The sequence below is a fragment of the Natronomonas sp. EA1 genome, assembly GCF_051195035.1.
Lineage (GTDB): Archaea > Halobacteriota > Halobacteria > Halobacteriales > Haloarculaceae > JBNTJV01.
Genome location: NZ_JBNTJV010000001.1, coordinates 984079 through 999558, shown reverse-complemented (window position 1 = coordinate 999558; position 15480 = coordinate 984079). Strand labels below are relative to the sequence as shown.

Sequence of the window (15480 nt, the reverse complement as noted above, 5' to 3'; positions counted from 1 at the left end):
CATGACTATCAACGCGGGAGCCACGGGACTCTCCTCCGAGCAGCTCCTGCGTTTGCTCGATTCGATCCCGGACCTCGCGTACGTGCTCGACGACGAGGGCCGCCTCCAGTGGTGGAACGAGCAGTTCACACGGGTCTCGGACTACGACGACGCGGAGCTGTCGGGGATGTCCGCGTTCTCGCTCATCGCGGAGGCGGACCACGAGGCGCTCCACGAGGCGATGGCTGCCGCGGAGACCCAGCCGCAGACGCGGACGTTCGACCTCGTCACCGCCGACGGCGAGGCGCTCACCCACGAGTTCAGCGGCGCCCCGCTGTTCGAGGGGGAGGAGTTCATCGGCTACGTCGGGGTCGCCCGCGACGTGACCGAACGGGAAGCACGCGCCCGGACGCTCCGGAACCAGCGGGACGAACTCGACACGCTCGTGCGGGTGAACGAGGCGATGCAGGACGCCATCCGGTCGCTCACGACGGCGGGGACACGCGAGGAGCTGGAACGCACCGTCTGTGAGCGGCTTGCCGATTCGGAGCTGTATCGAACCGTCTGGATCGGTCGCAACGGCGACGTGGAACCCAGCGTCGGCGTCGGGCTCTCGACGCTCGGAGAGCTCCTCGACGCGTTGAAAGCGCACGACGAGGTGTCGTGGGACCGGCCGGCCAGCCGGGCGGTCGCGGAGAACGAACTCGTCTCCGTCCACCGGGAGCGGAGCTCGGTCCCCGAGCCGATCCGCGCGCTCGCCCGCGAGGCGGGTATCCTGACGGGGGCGGCCATCCCGCTGTCCCACCGGGGGACGGTCTACGGCGTCCTCTGTGTCTACACGACTCGGGGTGACGCGTTCAGCGACCGCGAGCTGGCGGCGTTCGAGCGGCTGAGCGAGGTCATCGGCTTCGCCATCCACGCGGTTCGGACGGAACAGCTCCTCCTGTCCGAACCCGTCGTCGAGCTGGAGTTCGAGGTGACCGACGAGGAGGCGTTCTTCACCGGGCTCACCGCACGGGAGGGGGGGACGCTCCGGATCGAGTGGGCGACGCCCGTCGGCGGCGGCCGGGTCAGGGAGTTCGCCTCCGTCGAGGGGCTCTCCATCGAGACGATCCGCGAGGCGGCCGAGGCCGACCCGCACGTCACGGACTTCTCGGTCGTCTCGACGGACGCACAGCCGGTCATCGCGGTGACGTTCGCGAGGTCCGTCGTCCGGGCGCTCCTGGACGCGGGGGCCAACATGACGGAGGCGGTCATCACCGACGGGGTCGGGACGCTCCGTGCTGAGGTCCCCCGCGACGCGTCGGTCCGCGAGGTGGTCGACGGCTTCCTCTCGGTGTACGACGAGGCGACGTTCGTCGCCAAGCGCGTGGTCGAGCGGGAGACCACGGGCGACCGGTGGCGGTTCGACGACGGCCTGACGGAGAAACAGGGAAACGCACTCGAGACGGCCTACCGCTCGGGCTACTTCGAGTGGCCGCGCGAGCGGAACGCGGAGGAGGTCGCGGCGGAACTCGGCGTCTCGTCGGCGACGTTCCACTACCACCTCCGCCGGGCGCAGAAAGGGGTGTTCGAGCGGCTGTTCGACGGCGGGTCTCTAGACAGTTAGACGGGATGTTCTTCGCCCATCCCCGGCTACCCCTCCCCGGGGGAAACAGGTCAGGGGCCACATGGGGTCGTGATCGGGGATGTGCCCGCGACGCTCAGAGTAGGTCGTTCGCCGCGAGGCGCTCGACGCCCTCCGTCAGTCGTTCTTCGGATGCCGCATACGAGAGCCGCGCGTAGCCGGGCGTCCCGAACGCGCTGCCGGGGACGGTGGCGACGTGCGCCTCTTCGATGGCCTCCTCACACCACGTCTGGTCGTCGTCGTCGACGGGGAGCATCATGTAGAACGCGCCGTCCGGTTCGGGAACCTCTTTCCCGTGCTCGGCGAACAGCTCGATGAGCATGTCACGGCGCTCCTCGAAGGCGTCGCGCATCTCGGTGACGGCCTCGTCGGTGTTCTGCAGCGCCTCGATACCCGCGTACTGGACGAAGTGGACCGCCGACGAGACGGAGTGGGAGTGGAGCTTCGCGGCCTGGTCGATGAGCGCCTTCGGCGCGGCGAGATAGCCGAGCCGCCAGCCGGTCATCGAGTAGGCCTTCGAGAAGCCGTTGACCGTGATCGTCCTGTCTTCCATCCCCGAGAGCGAGCCGAGCGAGGTCTGCTCGACGCCGTAGGTGATGGCGTCGTAGATCTCGTCGGAGATGACGGTGATGTCGTGCTCGACGGCGAGGTCGCGGACGCCCGCCAGCGCCTCGTCGGTGAAGACGGCGCCCGAGGGGTTCGACGGGCTGTTGATGACGAGCAGTTCGGTGTCGTCGGAGACGGTCTCCGCGAGCTCGTCGAGCGCGGGCGCGAGCTGGAAGTCGTGCGCGGAGAGGTCCACGCGTGAGAGGCTCCCGCCGGCCATCTTCACCATCGCCTCGTAGGAGACCCACGCGGGGTCCAAGAGGACGACCTCGTCGCCGGCCTCGATGACGGCGTGGATGGCCTCGTACAGCGCCATCTTCGCGCCCGGCGTGACGATGATCTCGTCCGACGCGTAGGAGAGCCCGTCACCCTCGAGCTTCTCGACGATGGCCTCCTTCAGCGCGGGGACGCCGTTGGAGGGGGCGTACCCGGTGTGGCCGTCGTCGATGGCCCGCTTGCCCGCGGCGATGATGTTCTCCGGCGTCGGGAAGTCAGGCTCCCCGACGGAGAGGTCCACGACGTCCTCGCCCTCGGCTTCCAGCTGGGAAGCGAGGTTGCTGATGGCGAGCGTCGCGCTCGGTTCGACCCGTTCGACTCTGTTGGCGAAATCCATTATCGTAGTTCCTCCACGAGGTCGATCGCGGCCTCGACCACCTCACCGCCCTTGGGAATGCGCTCTTCGGCTTCCGCCGCGCTCATCCCCGGCCCGTTGACGCCGAAGAGGACCGGCGTATCCCGCTTCAAGGACACGTCCGTGAGCCCCTGGGCGGCGGCGTCGGCGATGACGGTGTCGTGGTCGGTGTCCCCCGAGATGATGGCACCGAGGACGACGACGGCGTCGACGTCGTCGCGGCGTGCCAGCCGGTCGGCCGCCAGCGGCGTGTCGTACGCCCCCGGAACCGCGAGCTCGTCGACGATCTCCGCGCCGTGGGCGGCTGCGGCCTCGCGTGCGGCGTCCGCCATCTCGTGGGTGATGGGGCGCTCCTTGTTGAACTGCGCCACCACCAGGCCGAGGTTGACCATATCCCCGCTCGGAGTGTCCCAATAAAAGAAGTGCCGTTTCGGGCAGACGACCGGAAGGCTTCTTAGCCACGGGTGAACACCACGACCCAATGGCTCGTTCACCGCTCGCGGTCGCTCGCGCCCGCCTGCGTGGGGACCGCACCCTCCAGGCGGTCCTCGCGCTCGTGGCGCTCGCCCTGCTGGCCCGGTTCGTCCTGCTCGGCGCTCGCGTCGCCCACTTCGACGAGGGGCGCGTCGCCTACTGGACGCTCGAATACCTCCGCACCGGGGAGTTCCACTACCGCTACATCATTCATGGACCATTTATCCAGCACCTGAACGTCCGCGTCTTCTCGCTTCTCGGCGCGACGGACTTCGCCACCCGCGTCGTCGTCGCGCTCGTCGGTGGGCTGCTCCCCGCGAGCGCCCTCCTCTTCCGGGAGCGGCTGCGGGACCTCGAAGTCGCCATCCTCGCGGGCTTCCTCGCCTTTAACCCCGTCATCCTCTACTACTCGCGGTTCTCCCGGTCGACGCTGCTCGTCGCCGCGTTCGCGTTCGTCGCATTCGGCTTCTTCCTCCGGACGTACGACGGCCACGGTCCCCGGTCGTTCCATCTCGGCGTGCTGTTCCTCGCCGTCGCGTTCGCGTCGAAGGAGAACGCCATCGTCTACGTGCTCTGCTGGCTCGGCGCCTCGGGGCTGCTGCTCGACCACTTCCTGTTTCGGCCGGGCGCGGGTGAGGGTGGGCTGGCCCGCGCGAAGCGCGCGCTCGCCGGCTACGATACTGACGACGCCCGCGCCGTCGTCATCCACGGCCTGCTCGGTCTCGCTCTGTTCGCGCTCGTGAGCCTCTACTTCTACGCGCCGCGGAACCCGAACGGGCTGGGGCTGTGGAGCGCGCTGTTCTCGCCGGGTGCGCTCCCGGAGCTCGTCGCCGCGACGGCTGACGACATCGCGGTCGGCTACGGCTACTGGCTCGGCGGCCCCGCGAGCTCGGAGGACCTCGCGGGTGAGTTCATCACCCGGCTGGGACAGTTCATGGAGGCCACCGTCCTCTACGCCGCACCGCTGTTCTCGATGGCCGTCGTCGGCTTCCTCGCCGAGCGCTGGGTCGCCGACGAGCCCCGCTCGCTCGTGATGTTCGCCTCCTACTGGGGGTTCGTCTCCGTGCTCGGCTACCCGCTCGGGACGGACATCTGGGGGGCGTGGATCATCGTCAACGCGCTCGTCCCGCTCACCATCCCCGCGGCGGTGGGGCTCACCCTCGTGGTCGACGCCGGCATCGACGCCTACGAGAGCGAGGATGCGGTCTCCGTGGGCGCCGTCGGCGTCATCTGTCTCGTCCTCGCGGCACAGGGAGGGTTCGCCGCCTACTCGGGTGTGTACGCCGCGCCGACGAGCGCCGACAACGAACTCGTCCAGTACGCCCAGCCCTCCCAGGAGCTCCGGGCCATCCTCGACGACACCCGGGGGGTCGCCGACGCGACCCAGGGTCCCGACGTGCTCGTCTACGGGGAGAAGTACGTCGACGGTGACGAGACGGCCGAACGCACCCCCGCGTGCCTGAAGTGGTTCGAGTCGCTCCCTCTCGCCTGGTACTTCGAGGCCGACGGGATGGACGTGACCTGCGCGACGGAGACGACGGGGCTCCCCGACGAGCTTCCCCCCATCGTCTTCGCCGAGGCCGAGGTCCGGAACGGGGAGTACGTCGCCCCCGCGGAGCTCCGCGAGCGGGCCGAGGCCGAAGGCTACGAAAAACGCACGTTCATGCTCCGCACGACGGCCAAGCCGATGGTCGTCTACCTCGACGCTGAATCCACGGAATGAGCGTCCGCAGCCGGCTTCGCTTCGCAGAGCTCCGGTGGCTCGTCGCCGGCGTGGTCGCCGTCGCGCTCCTCGCCAGACTCACCCTCCTCGGGTCGCGCATCGCCCACTGGGACGAGGCCCGCGTCGGCTACTGGATACTCCGCTACATGGAGACCGGGGTCTACGCCTACCGACCCATCGTCCACGGCCCGTTCCTCCAGCAGGTGACGCCCGCCGTCTTCACCCTGCTCGGAGCCTCCGATTTCTCGATGCGGCTGGTCCCCGCGCTCGTCGGTGGGCTGCTCCCCGCGAGCGCACTGCTCTTTCGGGACCGGCTCTCCGACCGGGAGACGCTGGCGCTTTCGCTCCTCCTCGCCGCCGACCCGACGCTGCTCTACTTCTCGCGGTTCATGCGCGGGGACGTCCTCGTCGGCGCGTTCGCGTTCGTCGCCTTCGGCCTGTTCGTCCGGGCCGTCGACCGCACGCCCCGATATCTCGTCCCCGCGATGGCGATGGTCGCGCTCGCGTTCACGGTGAAGGAGAACGCGCTCGCCTACCTCGCGGCGTGGGTCGCCGCGCTCGGCCTCCTCTTGGACCACCGGCTGCTCCTCGCGAGTGCGAGTGACGCGGACGGGAGCGTGCCCGACGCGCTCGCTCGGGCGCTCGGACGGGTGCGCGCCGGCGTCCGTGCGGGCCTCCCGTGGCTCCTCGTCTCGCTCCCCGTGTTCCTCGGAATCACCGTCGCCTTCTACGCGCCGCGCGACCCCGCGCCGGGCGCGGTGAGTCTCCAGAACGCCGGGACGAACGCGACGGCCTGGTCGCTCGTCGTCGAGGAGGCCACGCTCGGGTCGGCCGACCGGCTCGTCGAGGGGTGGGTCGCCGGCGAGGGGGAACACAGCTACTTCGTCTTCCTCGGGGGTGTGCTCAAGGACTTCGCGCTCGGCTCGGCCGGGGTCGCGGTCCTCGGGCTCCTCGGCACCGCGGTCGACCGGTACGGCGGCGCCCCCCGGAGCCTGGTCCAACACGCCTTCTTCTGGGGACTCGTCTCGGTCGCGGCCTACCCCGCGATCACGGACATCGTCGCGCCGTGGCTCGTCGTCCATCTCGTCCTCCCGCTGTCGATTCCAGCCGCGGTCGGGGCCGTGTGGCTCCTCGACGTGGGCCGCGAGGCACTCGCGACGGACGACCGCCGGAGGGCGACGGTCGTCGGTGTCGTCCTCCTCCTGGTCTCGGTGCAGCTCGTCGGTGGCGCGGTCGCCACCTCCTACGTCGCGCCGACGGCCCCCGAGAACGAACTGGCCCAGTACGCCCAGCCGGTCGGCGACTTCCGCCCCACGCTGGAGACGATGGCGGCGAGCGACGACCCCGCACTCCTCGTGTACGGCTCGTACTTCGTCACCGGGCGCGAGGTCGGGCGGCTGGACTACCGGCCGCACTGCATGCGCGTCGGCGGGTGGTTCAACGCCCTGCCGCTCCCGTGGTATCTCGAACGCGACGGCGTGGGGACGACGTGTGCCGCGAACGCGAGCGACCTCCCCGACGAGCTTCCCCCCGTCGTCGCGGTGAAGGTGGAGAACCGGACGCTCGATGCGGTGCGCGTTCCCGACGCGCTGGCGGCCCGGACCGAGGGGTACGACCGCCGGCTCGTCCTGTTCCGGCAGCGCAACACGCCCGTGTTGTTCCTCGTGGACGACTCCCGCGTGGACCGGAAGGACGACTCCCGCGTGGACCGGAAGGACGACTCCCGCGTGGACCGGAAGGACGACTCCCGCGTGGACCGGAAGCTTCTCTTTTCACGCGCGGGGAGTGGCCGATAATGGAACTCACCACGCCCGGCCCGACGCTCGGGGTCGTCGGTGGCGGACAGCTCGGACGGATGCTCGGGGAGGCGGCCGGTCCGCTCGGCGTCTCCGTCATCTGCTCGGACCCGACGCCCGACCCGCCCGCCGCGACCGTCGTCGCCGACACCATCGAGGGCGAGTTCGACGATTACGACACGCTGCTCGCGCTCGCGGAGCGCGCGGACGTGCTCACCTACGAGATCGAGCTCGCCGACCCGGACACGCTCGAACGCGTGAGCGAGGAGACGGGGACGCCGGTCCACCCGGACCCGGGGACCCTCAGAACGATTCAGGACAAGCTCCACCAGAACCAGGCGTTCGCCGAGGCGGGGATTCCCCTGCCCGAGTTCCGGCAGGTCGATTCGGCGAAGGACCTCCACGCCGCGGGCGAAGAACTCGGCTGGCCCGTGATGGTGAAGGCGCGCTCGGGCGGCTACGACGGGAGAGGGAACACGCCCTGTTCGGGGCCCGACGACGTGGAGCGCGCGCTGTCGGAGATCGCGGGCCCCGCGCTGGTCGAGGAGATGGTGCCGTTCGAGCGTGAGTTGGCCGTTATCGGGGTCAGAGGAGCGGACGGGACGGAGGCGTTCCCCGTCACCGAGACCGTCCACGAGGAGGAGATCCTCAGAGAGCTGGTCTGTCCCGCCCGCACGAGCGATGCCGTTCGCGAGCGCGCCCACGAGGTCGCGCTCGACGTGCTCGACGAACTCGATGGGCGGGGGGTCTACGGTATCGAGCTCTTCGAAGTGAGCGAGGCTTTAGCCTCGGATGCGAGCGGGGAGGGTACCGACCCGCGAGCCGAAGACGAGATCCTCGTGAACGAGGTCGCCCCGCGCCCGCACAACTCCGGACACTGGACCATCGAGGGGGCGGTCACCTCGCAGTTCGAACAGCACGTGAGAGCGACGATGGGATTCCCGCTCGGCTCCGTCGAGCAGCGTGACCCCTCGGTCACGTCGAACATCCTCGGGGACGTGGACGAGCCCGAGATCGCGCGGCTCAAGAACGCGGAAACGATCCTGGAGACGCCGCGTGCACACCTCCACTGGTACGGCAAGCGCGAGGTGCGCCCGCTCCGGAAGATGGGCCACGTCACGCTCACGGGCGACGACGCGGTCGACCTCCTCGCGGAGGCCCGCGCGCTCCGGAAGGGGCTGACGTTCCGGTAGTCGCCCCCCGAACACCCACGAACGCGCATATTCTCGCGGAAGCGAAACACCGATAGGGCACACCTACGCACACTGACCATGGCCGAATCCGTCCAGACGCTCATCGACGATCTCGAACGAGAAGCCGAGCGGGACCGTGCCCCGAAGGACACCCCCGAGGTGGGGATCGTGATGGGGTCCGACTCCGACCTCGACACCATGTACGGGGCCTACGAGGCCCTGACCGAACTCGGGTTCGCGGAGGTGACGGACTACGATGCTCCCCCTGAAGCGCGGTTCACCTTCGAGACGTACGTCGTCTCGGCCCACCGCACCCCCGACCTGATGTACGCGTACGGGAAGACCGCGCGCGACCGGGGACTCGATGTCATCATCGCAGGCGCGGGTGGGAAGTCGGCCGATCTGCCGAACATGACCGCGAGCATCGCGTACCCGCTCCCCGTCATCGGGGTGCCCGTCCAGGAGAAGTCCGTCGACTCGGTGATCGGGATGCCGACGGGCGCGCCCATCGTCGCGGTGGACGCGGGCAAGTCGTTCAACGCCGCGCTGTCGGCGGTCCAGATGCTCGCGCGCGAGCACCCGGAACTGGAAGAACGCCTGCTGGAGTACCACCACGACCTGCAGCAGGGGGTGGGCGAGGTCTCCCGCGAGCTCCACGAGGCCGGGACGGACGCGTTCCGAAATCGGCGGTAGGACCCGTCGGGCGACCGTATTCCTCACTTCGGCCATCGACCACTCGTCTCACTCCCCCGTGCGGCGGCGAATCCGCCCGCACGCGGGCGCACGCACAAGAATCAACCCTTATGTACCCGGCTTCCTAACCGCCGGATGATACAGACGAGATGAGCAATCCATGGATCGCTATCGGTGCGCTCGCGCTCGTGGCCTTAGTCATCCCCATGTCGATGGTGGTGATTTCGAGCCTCTTGCGTCCGAGCGTCCCGGAGCAGGGTAAACGCGCCATCTACGAGTCCGGTGAGATTCCGACGGGCAACACGCGTATCCGCTTTAACATTCAGTACTACATGGTCGCGCTGCTGTTCGTCGTCTTCGACATCGAGACCGTCCTCATCTTCCCGTGGACGGTCATCTATCGAGACGCCGTCACGCAGTTCGGCCTCGGCGCAGCGCTCGTGCCGATGCTGGTGTTCATCGGTGTGCTCCTTATCGGGCTCGGGTGGGCGTGGCGGAACGGCGCAGTGCGGTGGGTGTCGAGCCCCCGCGCAGAACTGAAGAAGACGGAGAGCTAATATGAGCAGCGACAACACCCCCATGTCGACGCAGGAAGCCCGGATGGGCGAAGGCGTCGACAATCGATTTAACTCGAAGCTTCGCGAGGCGTTCGGCTCCTCGCCGTTCATCCTCACGAAGTTCGACAAGTTCATGAACTGGGTGCGTGGGTCCTCCATGTTCATGCTGCAGTTCGGCATCGCCTGCTGCAGCATCGAGATGATGCACACCTACGCCGTCAAACACGACCTCGACCGCTTCGGTGCGGGTGTCCCCCGTGCCTCCCCGCGGCAGGCGGACGTCATCATCGTCCCCGGTACCATCGTCTCGAAGTTCGCCCCGCGGATGAAGCGCGTCTACGACCAGATGCCGGAGCCCAAGTTCGTCGTCTCGATGGGCTCCTGTACGATTTCGGGCGGCCCGTTCCAGGAGGGCTACAACGTCATCAAGGGCGCGGAGGAGGTCATCCCGGTGGACATCCACGTCCCCGGCTGCCCGCCCCGGCCCGAAGCCCTCGTCTACGGTATCGCGAAGCTCCAGGAGCGCGTCGCCAACGGCGAGACCTCCCCGGTCACCGTGAAGCCGTACGAACTCGAGCAGTTCGGCGACCTCGAGAAGGACGAACTCGTCGAGCACCTGGCCGACCAGATCGACGAGGAGGACCTCGTCATGCGCTACAACTGGGCTGATTCACCATGAGCCTGGAGGAGCCCACCCCGGACGAGGGCGCCCTCGACGTCGGCGAGACCGAAGACGGCGTCGACTACGAGGCCCTCGAGGCACTCCTCGGCGACCACGTCATCGGGCGTGAGTCCCACATCAACGCCGAGGCGTTCGTGGTCCGCCCCGACGAGGTGCAAGAGGCGCTGTTCAAACTCCGTGACGAGGCCGGCTTCGACCACCTCTCGTGTGTCACGGCCCAGGAGTACGAGGACCGCTACGAGTCCATCTACCACCTGAAGAAGTACGACGACCCGACCCAGGAGGTCGGCGTCGTCGTCCCCGCCGACAAGGAGCACCCCGTGAGCCAGTCCGCGGACGCCGTCTACCGGACGGCCGACTGGCACGAGCGCGAGGCGTACGACCTCGTCGGCATCGAGTACGAGGACCACCCGGACCTCCGCCGCATCCTCCTCCCGGAGACGTGGCAGGGCCACCCGCTCGGGATGGACTACAACCAGGAGCAGCCGCAGGTCGTGACTCTGCGCGAGCACGCGAACCCGCTGCAGGAGGACTATCGTGACTCGGAGTCGGACACGATGTTCGTCAACATCGGCCCGCACCACCCGGCGACCCACGGCGTGCTCCACCTGAAGACGACGCTCGACGGCGAGCAGGTCGCGGACGTGGAACCCGACATCGGCTACCTCCACCGCTGTGAGGAGCAGCTCTGCCAGCAGGGCACCTACCGGCACCAGATCATGCCGTACCCGGACCGCTGGGACTACATCTCCGCGGGCATCCTCAACGAGTGGGCCTACGCCCGCGCGGCCGAGGACCTCGCCGACATCGAGGTGCCGGAGTACGCGCAGGTCATCCGGACGATGAGTGCGGAGCTCTGCCGTATCGCGAGCCACATGCTCGCGCTCGGGACGTTCGCGCTCGATGTCTACGGCGACTTCACGGCCATCTTCATGTACGCGACCCGCGACCGCGAGATCGTCCAGGACATCCTGGAGGACCTCACGGGTCAGCGGCTCATGTTCAACTACCTCCGTCTCGGTGGCGTGGCCTGGGACCTCCCCGAGCCGCGCGAGGAGTTCTTCGAGAAGACCCGCGACTTCCTCGACGGGCTCCCGGAGAAGCTCGAGGAGTACCACGACATGGTCTCCTCGAACGAGATCTTCCAGATGCGGTGTATCAACACTGGCGTCCTCCCCCCGGAGGAGGCCAAGAGCTACGGCGCGACCGGGCCGGTCGCCCGCGGCTCCGGCATCGACTACGACCTCCGGCGTGACGACCCGTACGGCTACTACGACAAGCTGGACTGGGACGTCGTCACGGAGGACGGCTGTGACAACTACTCCCGCGTGCTCGTGCGCATGCAGGAGGTCGAGGAGTCGGCCAAGATCATCGAGCAGTGTGTCGACCTGCTCGAGGACTGGCCGGAGGAGGACCGCGAGATTCAGGCGAACGTCCCCCGCACGCTCAAGCCCGACGCGGACACGGAGATCTACCGTTCGGTCGAGGGTGCGAAGGGCGAACTCGGCATCTACATCCGCGCGGACGGGACGGACAAGCCCGCCCGCTTCAAGATCCGCTCGCCGTGCTTCTCGAACCTCCAGACGCTGCCGGTGATGTCCAACGGTGAGTACATCCCGGACATGATCGCGTCGCTCGGCAGCCTCGACATCGTGCTCGGGGAGGTGGACCGCTGATGCTACAGGAGAACGCCACCAACGCCACGAACGCGACGACCGGGACGACCACCCTGCCGGAGACCATCGGCGGGCTGCTCGGTCTCGGTGGCGGCCCCATCAACGACTTCCTCGCGGCGTTCCTCGGCGCGGCGCTCGTCGGCACGCTGATGCTGACGATGACGGCGGTCGCCGGCCCGTGGGCGAAGCGGAAGATCACCGCCGCGTTCACGGACCGCATCGCCGTCAACCGCGTCGGGCCGTTCGGCCTGCTCATCATCGTCGCTGACGCGGTGCGGCTGCTCTCGAAGGAGCTCATCGTGCCCGAGGGCGTCGACCGGCCCGCGTGGGACATCGCGCCCATCGTGATGGCCTCCTCCGCGCTCCTGGGCTTCGCCGTCATCCCGATGGGGAGCGGTATCCACCTCGCGGACCCCGAAGCGGGGCTCGCGTACGTGTTCGCCGTCGCCTCCATCGCCTCGGTCGGTATCGTGATGGCGGGCTACGCGTCGAACAACAAGTTCTCCCTCCTTGGCGGGCTGCGCGCGGTGGCACAGAACCTCGCGTACGAGATCCCGCTCGTCATCACCGCGGCCTCGGTCGTCGTCTTCGCCGGCTCGCTCCAGATGAGCGAGATCGTCGCGGCGCAGGCCGAGCCGCTGTTCACGCTCGGCGGCGTCACGATCCCGGCGTGGTTCGCCTTCGTGAACCCCTTTGCGTTCATCCTGTTCATGGCCGCGAACCTCGCAGAGGTGGGCCGGAACCCCTTCGACATCCCGGAGGCGCCCACCGAGATCGTCGCCGGGTACCAGACCGAGTACTCCTCGGTCTACTTCGTGTTGATGTACCTCGGGGAGTTCCTGCACATCTTCCTCGGCGGTGCCATCATCACGACGCTGTTCCTCGGCGGACCCGCGGGCCCGGTCCTGCCGGGTATCGTCTGGTTCACCATCAAGATCTGGGCGGTGTTCCTGTTCACGCAGTGGATGCGCTCTGCCATCCCGCGTGTTCGTATCGACCAGCTCATCGAGATCGGCTGGAAGGGGATGCTCGTGCTCTCCTTCGCGAACCTCGTGCTCACGGCCGTTATCGTGGGAGTGATCGCGTAACATGATCGGACTACTCAAATCCATGGCGACGACGATGAAACACGCCCTCGACGGGACCACCTTCACCGTCGAGTACCCGGAGGCCACGCCCGAAGTGAGCCCCCGGTTCCGTGGCGTGCACAAGTTCTCACAGGAGCGGTGCATCTGGTGTCGCCAGTGTGAGAACGTCTGTCCGAACGACACGATTCAGATCGTCACGGACGACCAGCGCAACGGCGAACAGTACAACCTCCACATCGGCCAGTGTATCTACTGCCGGCTCTGTGAGGAGGTCTGCCCGGTCGACGCCATCCTGCTCACCCAGAACTTCGAGTTCACGGGTGACACGAAGGACGACCTGGCGTTCAACAAAGAGCAGCTGAAGAACGTGCCGTGGTACAAGGACATCGACCCGCTGGCGTCGCGTGAGCCGGACCGTGGTGCGTGGATCGGTGAGGGCGACGGGGAAGTCGACTACCAGTAGCCGCCCGCCCGAGTGGAACGAGGGCGGCCTTTTTCGCCCACGGTTTTGCCGTGAGTGGTTTCGACGCGAGCGACAGCGAGCGCGATATCCCGAACGGGAAAACCGTGGGGTCGCGAGGACATCGACCCGCTGGCGTCGCGCGAGCCGGACCGCAGTGCGTGGATCGGCGAGAGCGACGGGGAAGTCGACTACCAGTAACCCTCTTTTAAGCAACCCTCTTACGGTCTGCTCGCGTACGTGACGTATCGTGAGCGAGTTCGATGCCCCGGTTCGAGTCCTCCACGTCGATGACGACCCGGCGATGGTCGAGATGGTCGGGGTGTTCCTCGAACAGGCGGGGATGGTGACGGTCGGCGTCTCGAGTGCGGCCGACGCGCTGGCGGTGCTCGAGGACGAGCCGATCGACTGTCTCGTCTCGGATTACGACATGCCGGGGCGGACCGGTCTGGACCTCCTGGAGGCGGTTCGGGACCGCTGCGGGGAGCTGCCGTTCATCCTCTTCACGGGGAAAGGGTCAGAGGAGATCGCGAGTGGGGCGATCTCGGCCGGCGTCGACGACTACCTCCAGAAGAAGACGACGCCGGACCAGTACGAGGTACTGTCACAGCGCATCCGGACACACGTGGAGAAACACCGGGCCGAGCAGGCGCTCCGGCAGGCCGAGGGGCGGTATCATCGGCTCGTCGAGCAGAGCCTCGTCGGCATCTACATCGTCAAGGAGGACGTGTTCGTCTACGCCAACCCCGGGCTGGCGAGTATCCTCGGGCGGAGCCAGGAGTCGCTCGTCGGCATGTCCCCGCTCGAGGTGGTCCACCCGGACGACCGAGAGCTCGTCGCGGAGAACCTCCGCCGCCGGGCCGAGGGTGAAATCGAGAGCATCCGGTACGCGTTCCGGTGTGTGCGCCCCGATGGCACCGTGATTACTGTCGAGGTCCACGGCGGGCGAATCGAGTACGACGGTGGCCCCGCGGTAGCGGGCGTGCTGCTGGCGGTCGACCACCGCCCCGCCCCGGACCCGGCGGTCGAAGACGCACTCGGCGCGCTCCACGAGGCGTTGGACCGGGCGGGCGAGGGGGACGCGCTCGCCGATGCGCGGGCGGCGGCCGATCGACTGGCGTCGCTCGTGGCCGCGTGCGAGTGAGTGCGGGTGCGCGCGCGAGGGCTCGAAGCGGGCAAACGGGGGGTATTTTCCGGGTAACCGGCGTGGTCGACGGTGATATTTACGCGAAGTGGGGGGCGACCCCGTCCGCGAGCGCCCGCTCGCGCGCGTAGAAAGGTAAGCTTCAAACCGCATCCGGCGTAGGCTCACATAATGGCTGTAGCACCGGTCGAACTAGCGACGTTCCTACTGTTCGCCCTCTTAACCGTGGGGAGCAGCCTTGGCGTCGTACTGGTTCGTGACGTCTGGCACGCCGCGCTCCTGCTTGGGGTGTCGCTGACCAGCGTCGCGATCCACTACGTCATGTTACGTGCCGAGTTCCTCGCAGCAATGCAGATCCTCGTGTACGTCGGCGGGGTGCTCATCTTGATCACCTTCGCCGTGATGCTGACCCGTGAACAGGGCTCGGAGGAGGTGGGGGCATGACGACGCGCCCGCGTCTCCACACGAGCAAGAGTCAGGCCGTGGGGCTTCTGGCTTTCGCGCTGTTCGGCGTGCTGTCGGCCGTCTTCCTCACCGCGAACTTCGGTGAGCACGAGACGTTCAACGGCGCGTCAGAGATTACTGCCACCATCGGTTACGCGATGTTCGACCTCGACGCGGGGACGCTCCCGTCGGAGGGGTTCCTCGTCGCGTTCGAGATCATCGACCTCGTGCTCATCGCCGCGCTCGCCGTGGCGGTGATGCTCGCACGTCGGGAGGCCGACGGTGGCATCCTCCCGCTCACTGACGGTGGACGCGAGACGCGAGACGCGTCTCGGAGTGGCGAGCGGGGCACGTCACGCCCCGCGAGCAACGATGAGGACCGGAACGGGGGTGACCGCTAGATGGCGGTCCCCGTCGAGTACTATCTCGTCCTCTCGGCCGCCGTGTTCTGTATCGGCCTGTTCGGCATCCTCACGCGTCGGAACGCGCTGATGTTCCTGATGAGCGTGGAGCTGATGTTGAACGCCGCGAACATCAACTTCGTCGCGTTCTCGTTCTACTGGGGTAACCTCACGGGACAGGTGTTCAGCCTGTTCACGATGGCACTCGCTGCCGCCGAGGTCGCCGTGGGAATCGGGATCATCCTCGTCCTCTACCGTAACTTCGCGGACGTGGACGTGACGAAGGCGACGACTCTGAGGTGGTAA

Annotated in this window: 16 protein-coding genes and 1 pseudogene; 15 read left to right on the top strand and 2 right to left on the bottom strand. The window is 67.8% G+C overall.

Features of this window, described 5'->3' with window-relative positions; translation table 11 throughout:
• The first annotated feature begins 1 nt into the window (after position 1).
• Positions 2 to 1588, top strand: a complete 1587-nt coding sequence (locus ACQUQR_RS05395) for a bacterio-opsin activator domain-containing protein (RefSeq protein ID WP_435195371.1) — start codon at positions 2 to 4, stop codon at positions 1586 to 1588.
• 94 nt (positions 1589 to 1682) lie between these two features.
• Here ACQUQR_RS05395 and ACQUQR_RS05390 read toward each other — a convergent pair whose 3' ends face one another.
• Positions 1683 to 2825: a pyridoxal phosphate-dependent aminotransferase gene (locus ACQUQR_RS05390; protein ID WP_435195369.1), complete on the bottom strand. Its 1143-nt coding sequence runs from the start codon at positions 2823 to 2825 to the stop codon at positions 1683 to 1685.
• A complete protein-coding gene (ribH, locus tag ACQUQR_RS05385; RefSeq protein WP_435195367.1) occupies positions 2825 to 3235 on the bottom strand; it encodes a 6,7-dimethyl-8-ribityllumazine synthase in 411 nt (136 codons plus the stop codon). The genes ACQUQR_RS05390 and ribH overlap by 1 nt, the downstream gene beginning before the upstream one ends.
• Positions 3236 to 3324: 89 nt before the next feature.
• On the opposite strand from ribH, the gene ACQUQR_RS05380 reads away from it, so the two are divergent.
• The 14 genes and pseudogenes from ACQUQR_RS05380 to nuoK all read left to right on the top strand — a co-directional run bounded on the left by ACQUQR_RS05380 (position 3325) and on the right by nuoK (position 15480).
• Positions 3325 to 5040, top strand: a complete 1716-nt coding sequence (locus ACQUQR_RS05380; RefSeq protein ID WP_435195365.1) for a flippase activity-associated protein Agl23 — start codon at positions 3325 to 3327, stop codon at positions 5038 to 5040.
• On the top strand, positions 5037 to 6836 hold the full coding sequence (locus tag ACQUQR_RS05375; RefSeq protein WP_435195363.1) for a flippase activity-associated protein Agl23: 1800 nt from the start codon (positions 5037 to 5039) through the stop codon (positions 6834 to 6836). The genes ACQUQR_RS05380 and ACQUQR_RS05375 overlap by 4 nt, the downstream gene beginning before the upstream one ends.
• A complete protein-coding gene (locus ACQUQR_RS05370) occupies positions 6836 to 8029 on the top strand; it encodes a 5-(carboxyamino)imidazole ribonucleotide synthase (RefSeq protein WP_435195362.1) in 1194 nt (397 codons plus the stop codon). The genes ACQUQR_RS05375 and ACQUQR_RS05370 overlap by 1 nt, the downstream gene beginning before the upstream one ends.
• A gap of 78 nt (positions 8030 to 8107) precedes the next feature.
• Positions 8108 to 8722: a 5-(carboxyamino)imidazole ribonucleotide mutase gene (gene purE, locus ACQUQR_RS05365; RefSeq protein ID WP_435195360.1), complete on the top strand. Its 615-nt coding sequence runs from the start codon at positions 8108 to 8110 to the stop codon at positions 8720 to 8722.
• A 149-nt stretch (positions 8723 to 8871) separates the two neighbouring features.
• Entirely contained in the window at positions 8872 to 9279 is a 408-nt protein-coding gene (locus ACQUQR_RS05360) for an NADH-quinone oxidoreductase subunit A (protein ID WP_435195358.1), read from the top strand.
• A gap of 1 nt (position 9280) precedes the next feature.
• Positions 9281 to 9958: an NADH-quinone oxidoreductase subunit B gene (locus ACQUQR_RS05355; RefSeq protein ID WP_435195357.1), complete on the top strand. Its 678-nt coding sequence runs from the start codon at positions 9281 to 9283 to the stop codon at positions 9956 to 9958.
• Positions 9955 to 11637: an NADH-quinone oxidoreductase subunit D gene (locus ACQUQR_RS05350; RefSeq protein WP_435195355.1), complete on the top strand. Its 1683-nt coding sequence runs from the start codon at positions 9955 to 9957 to the stop codon at positions 11635 to 11637. The genes ACQUQR_RS05355 and ACQUQR_RS05350 overlap by 4 nt, the downstream gene beginning before the upstream one ends.
• A complete protein-coding gene (locus tag ACQUQR_RS05345; protein ID WP_435195353.1) occupies positions 11637 to 12725 on the top strand; it encodes a complex I subunit 1/NuoH family protein in 1089 nt (362 codons plus the stop codon). The genes ACQUQR_RS05350 and ACQUQR_RS05345 overlap by 1 nt, the downstream gene beginning before the upstream one ends.
• A 1-nt stretch (position 12726) precedes the next feature.
• Positions 12727 to 13188, top strand: coding sequence for a NuoI/complex I 23 kDa subunit family protein (locus tag ACQUQR_RS05340; protein WP_435195351.1), 462 nt, complete (start codon positions 12727 to 12729; stop codon positions 13186 to 13188).
• Between the two features lie 111 nt (positions 13189 to 13299).
• Positions 13300 to 13386, top strand: a pseudogene (locus ACQUQR_RS05335) (NuoI/complex I 23 kDa subunit family protein); the annotation flags it as partial.
• 49 nt (positions 13387 to 13435) lie between these two features.
• Positions 13436 to 14329 carry a response regulator gene (locus ACQUQR_RS05330; protein ID WP_435195350.1) on the top strand — a complete coding sequence of 298 codons (894 nt, stop codon included), beginning with the start codon at positions 13436 to 13438 and terminating at the stop codon, positions 14327 to 14329.
• A 171-nt stretch (positions 14330 to 14500) separates the two neighbouring features.
• Positions 14501 to 14773, top strand: coding sequence for an NADH-quinone oxidoreductase subunit J (locus ACQUQR_RS05325; RefSeq protein WP_435195348.1), 273 nt, complete (start codon positions 14501 to 14503; stop codon positions 14771 to 14773).
• Positions 14770 to 15174 carry a hypothetical protein gene (locus tag ACQUQR_RS05320; RefSeq protein WP_435195347.1) on the top strand — a complete coding sequence of 135 codons (405 nt, stop codon included), beginning with the start codon at positions 14770 to 14772 and terminating at the stop codon, positions 15172 to 15174. Before ACQUQR_RS05325 ends, ACQUQR_RS05320 begins: the two co-directional genes overlap by 4 nt.
• Positions 15175 to 15480: an NADH-quinone oxidoreductase subunit NuoK gene (gene nuoK / locus ACQUQR_RS05315; RefSeq protein ID WP_435195345.1), complete on the top strand. Its 306-nt coding sequence runs from the start codon at positions 15175 to 15177 to the stop codon at positions 15478 to 15480.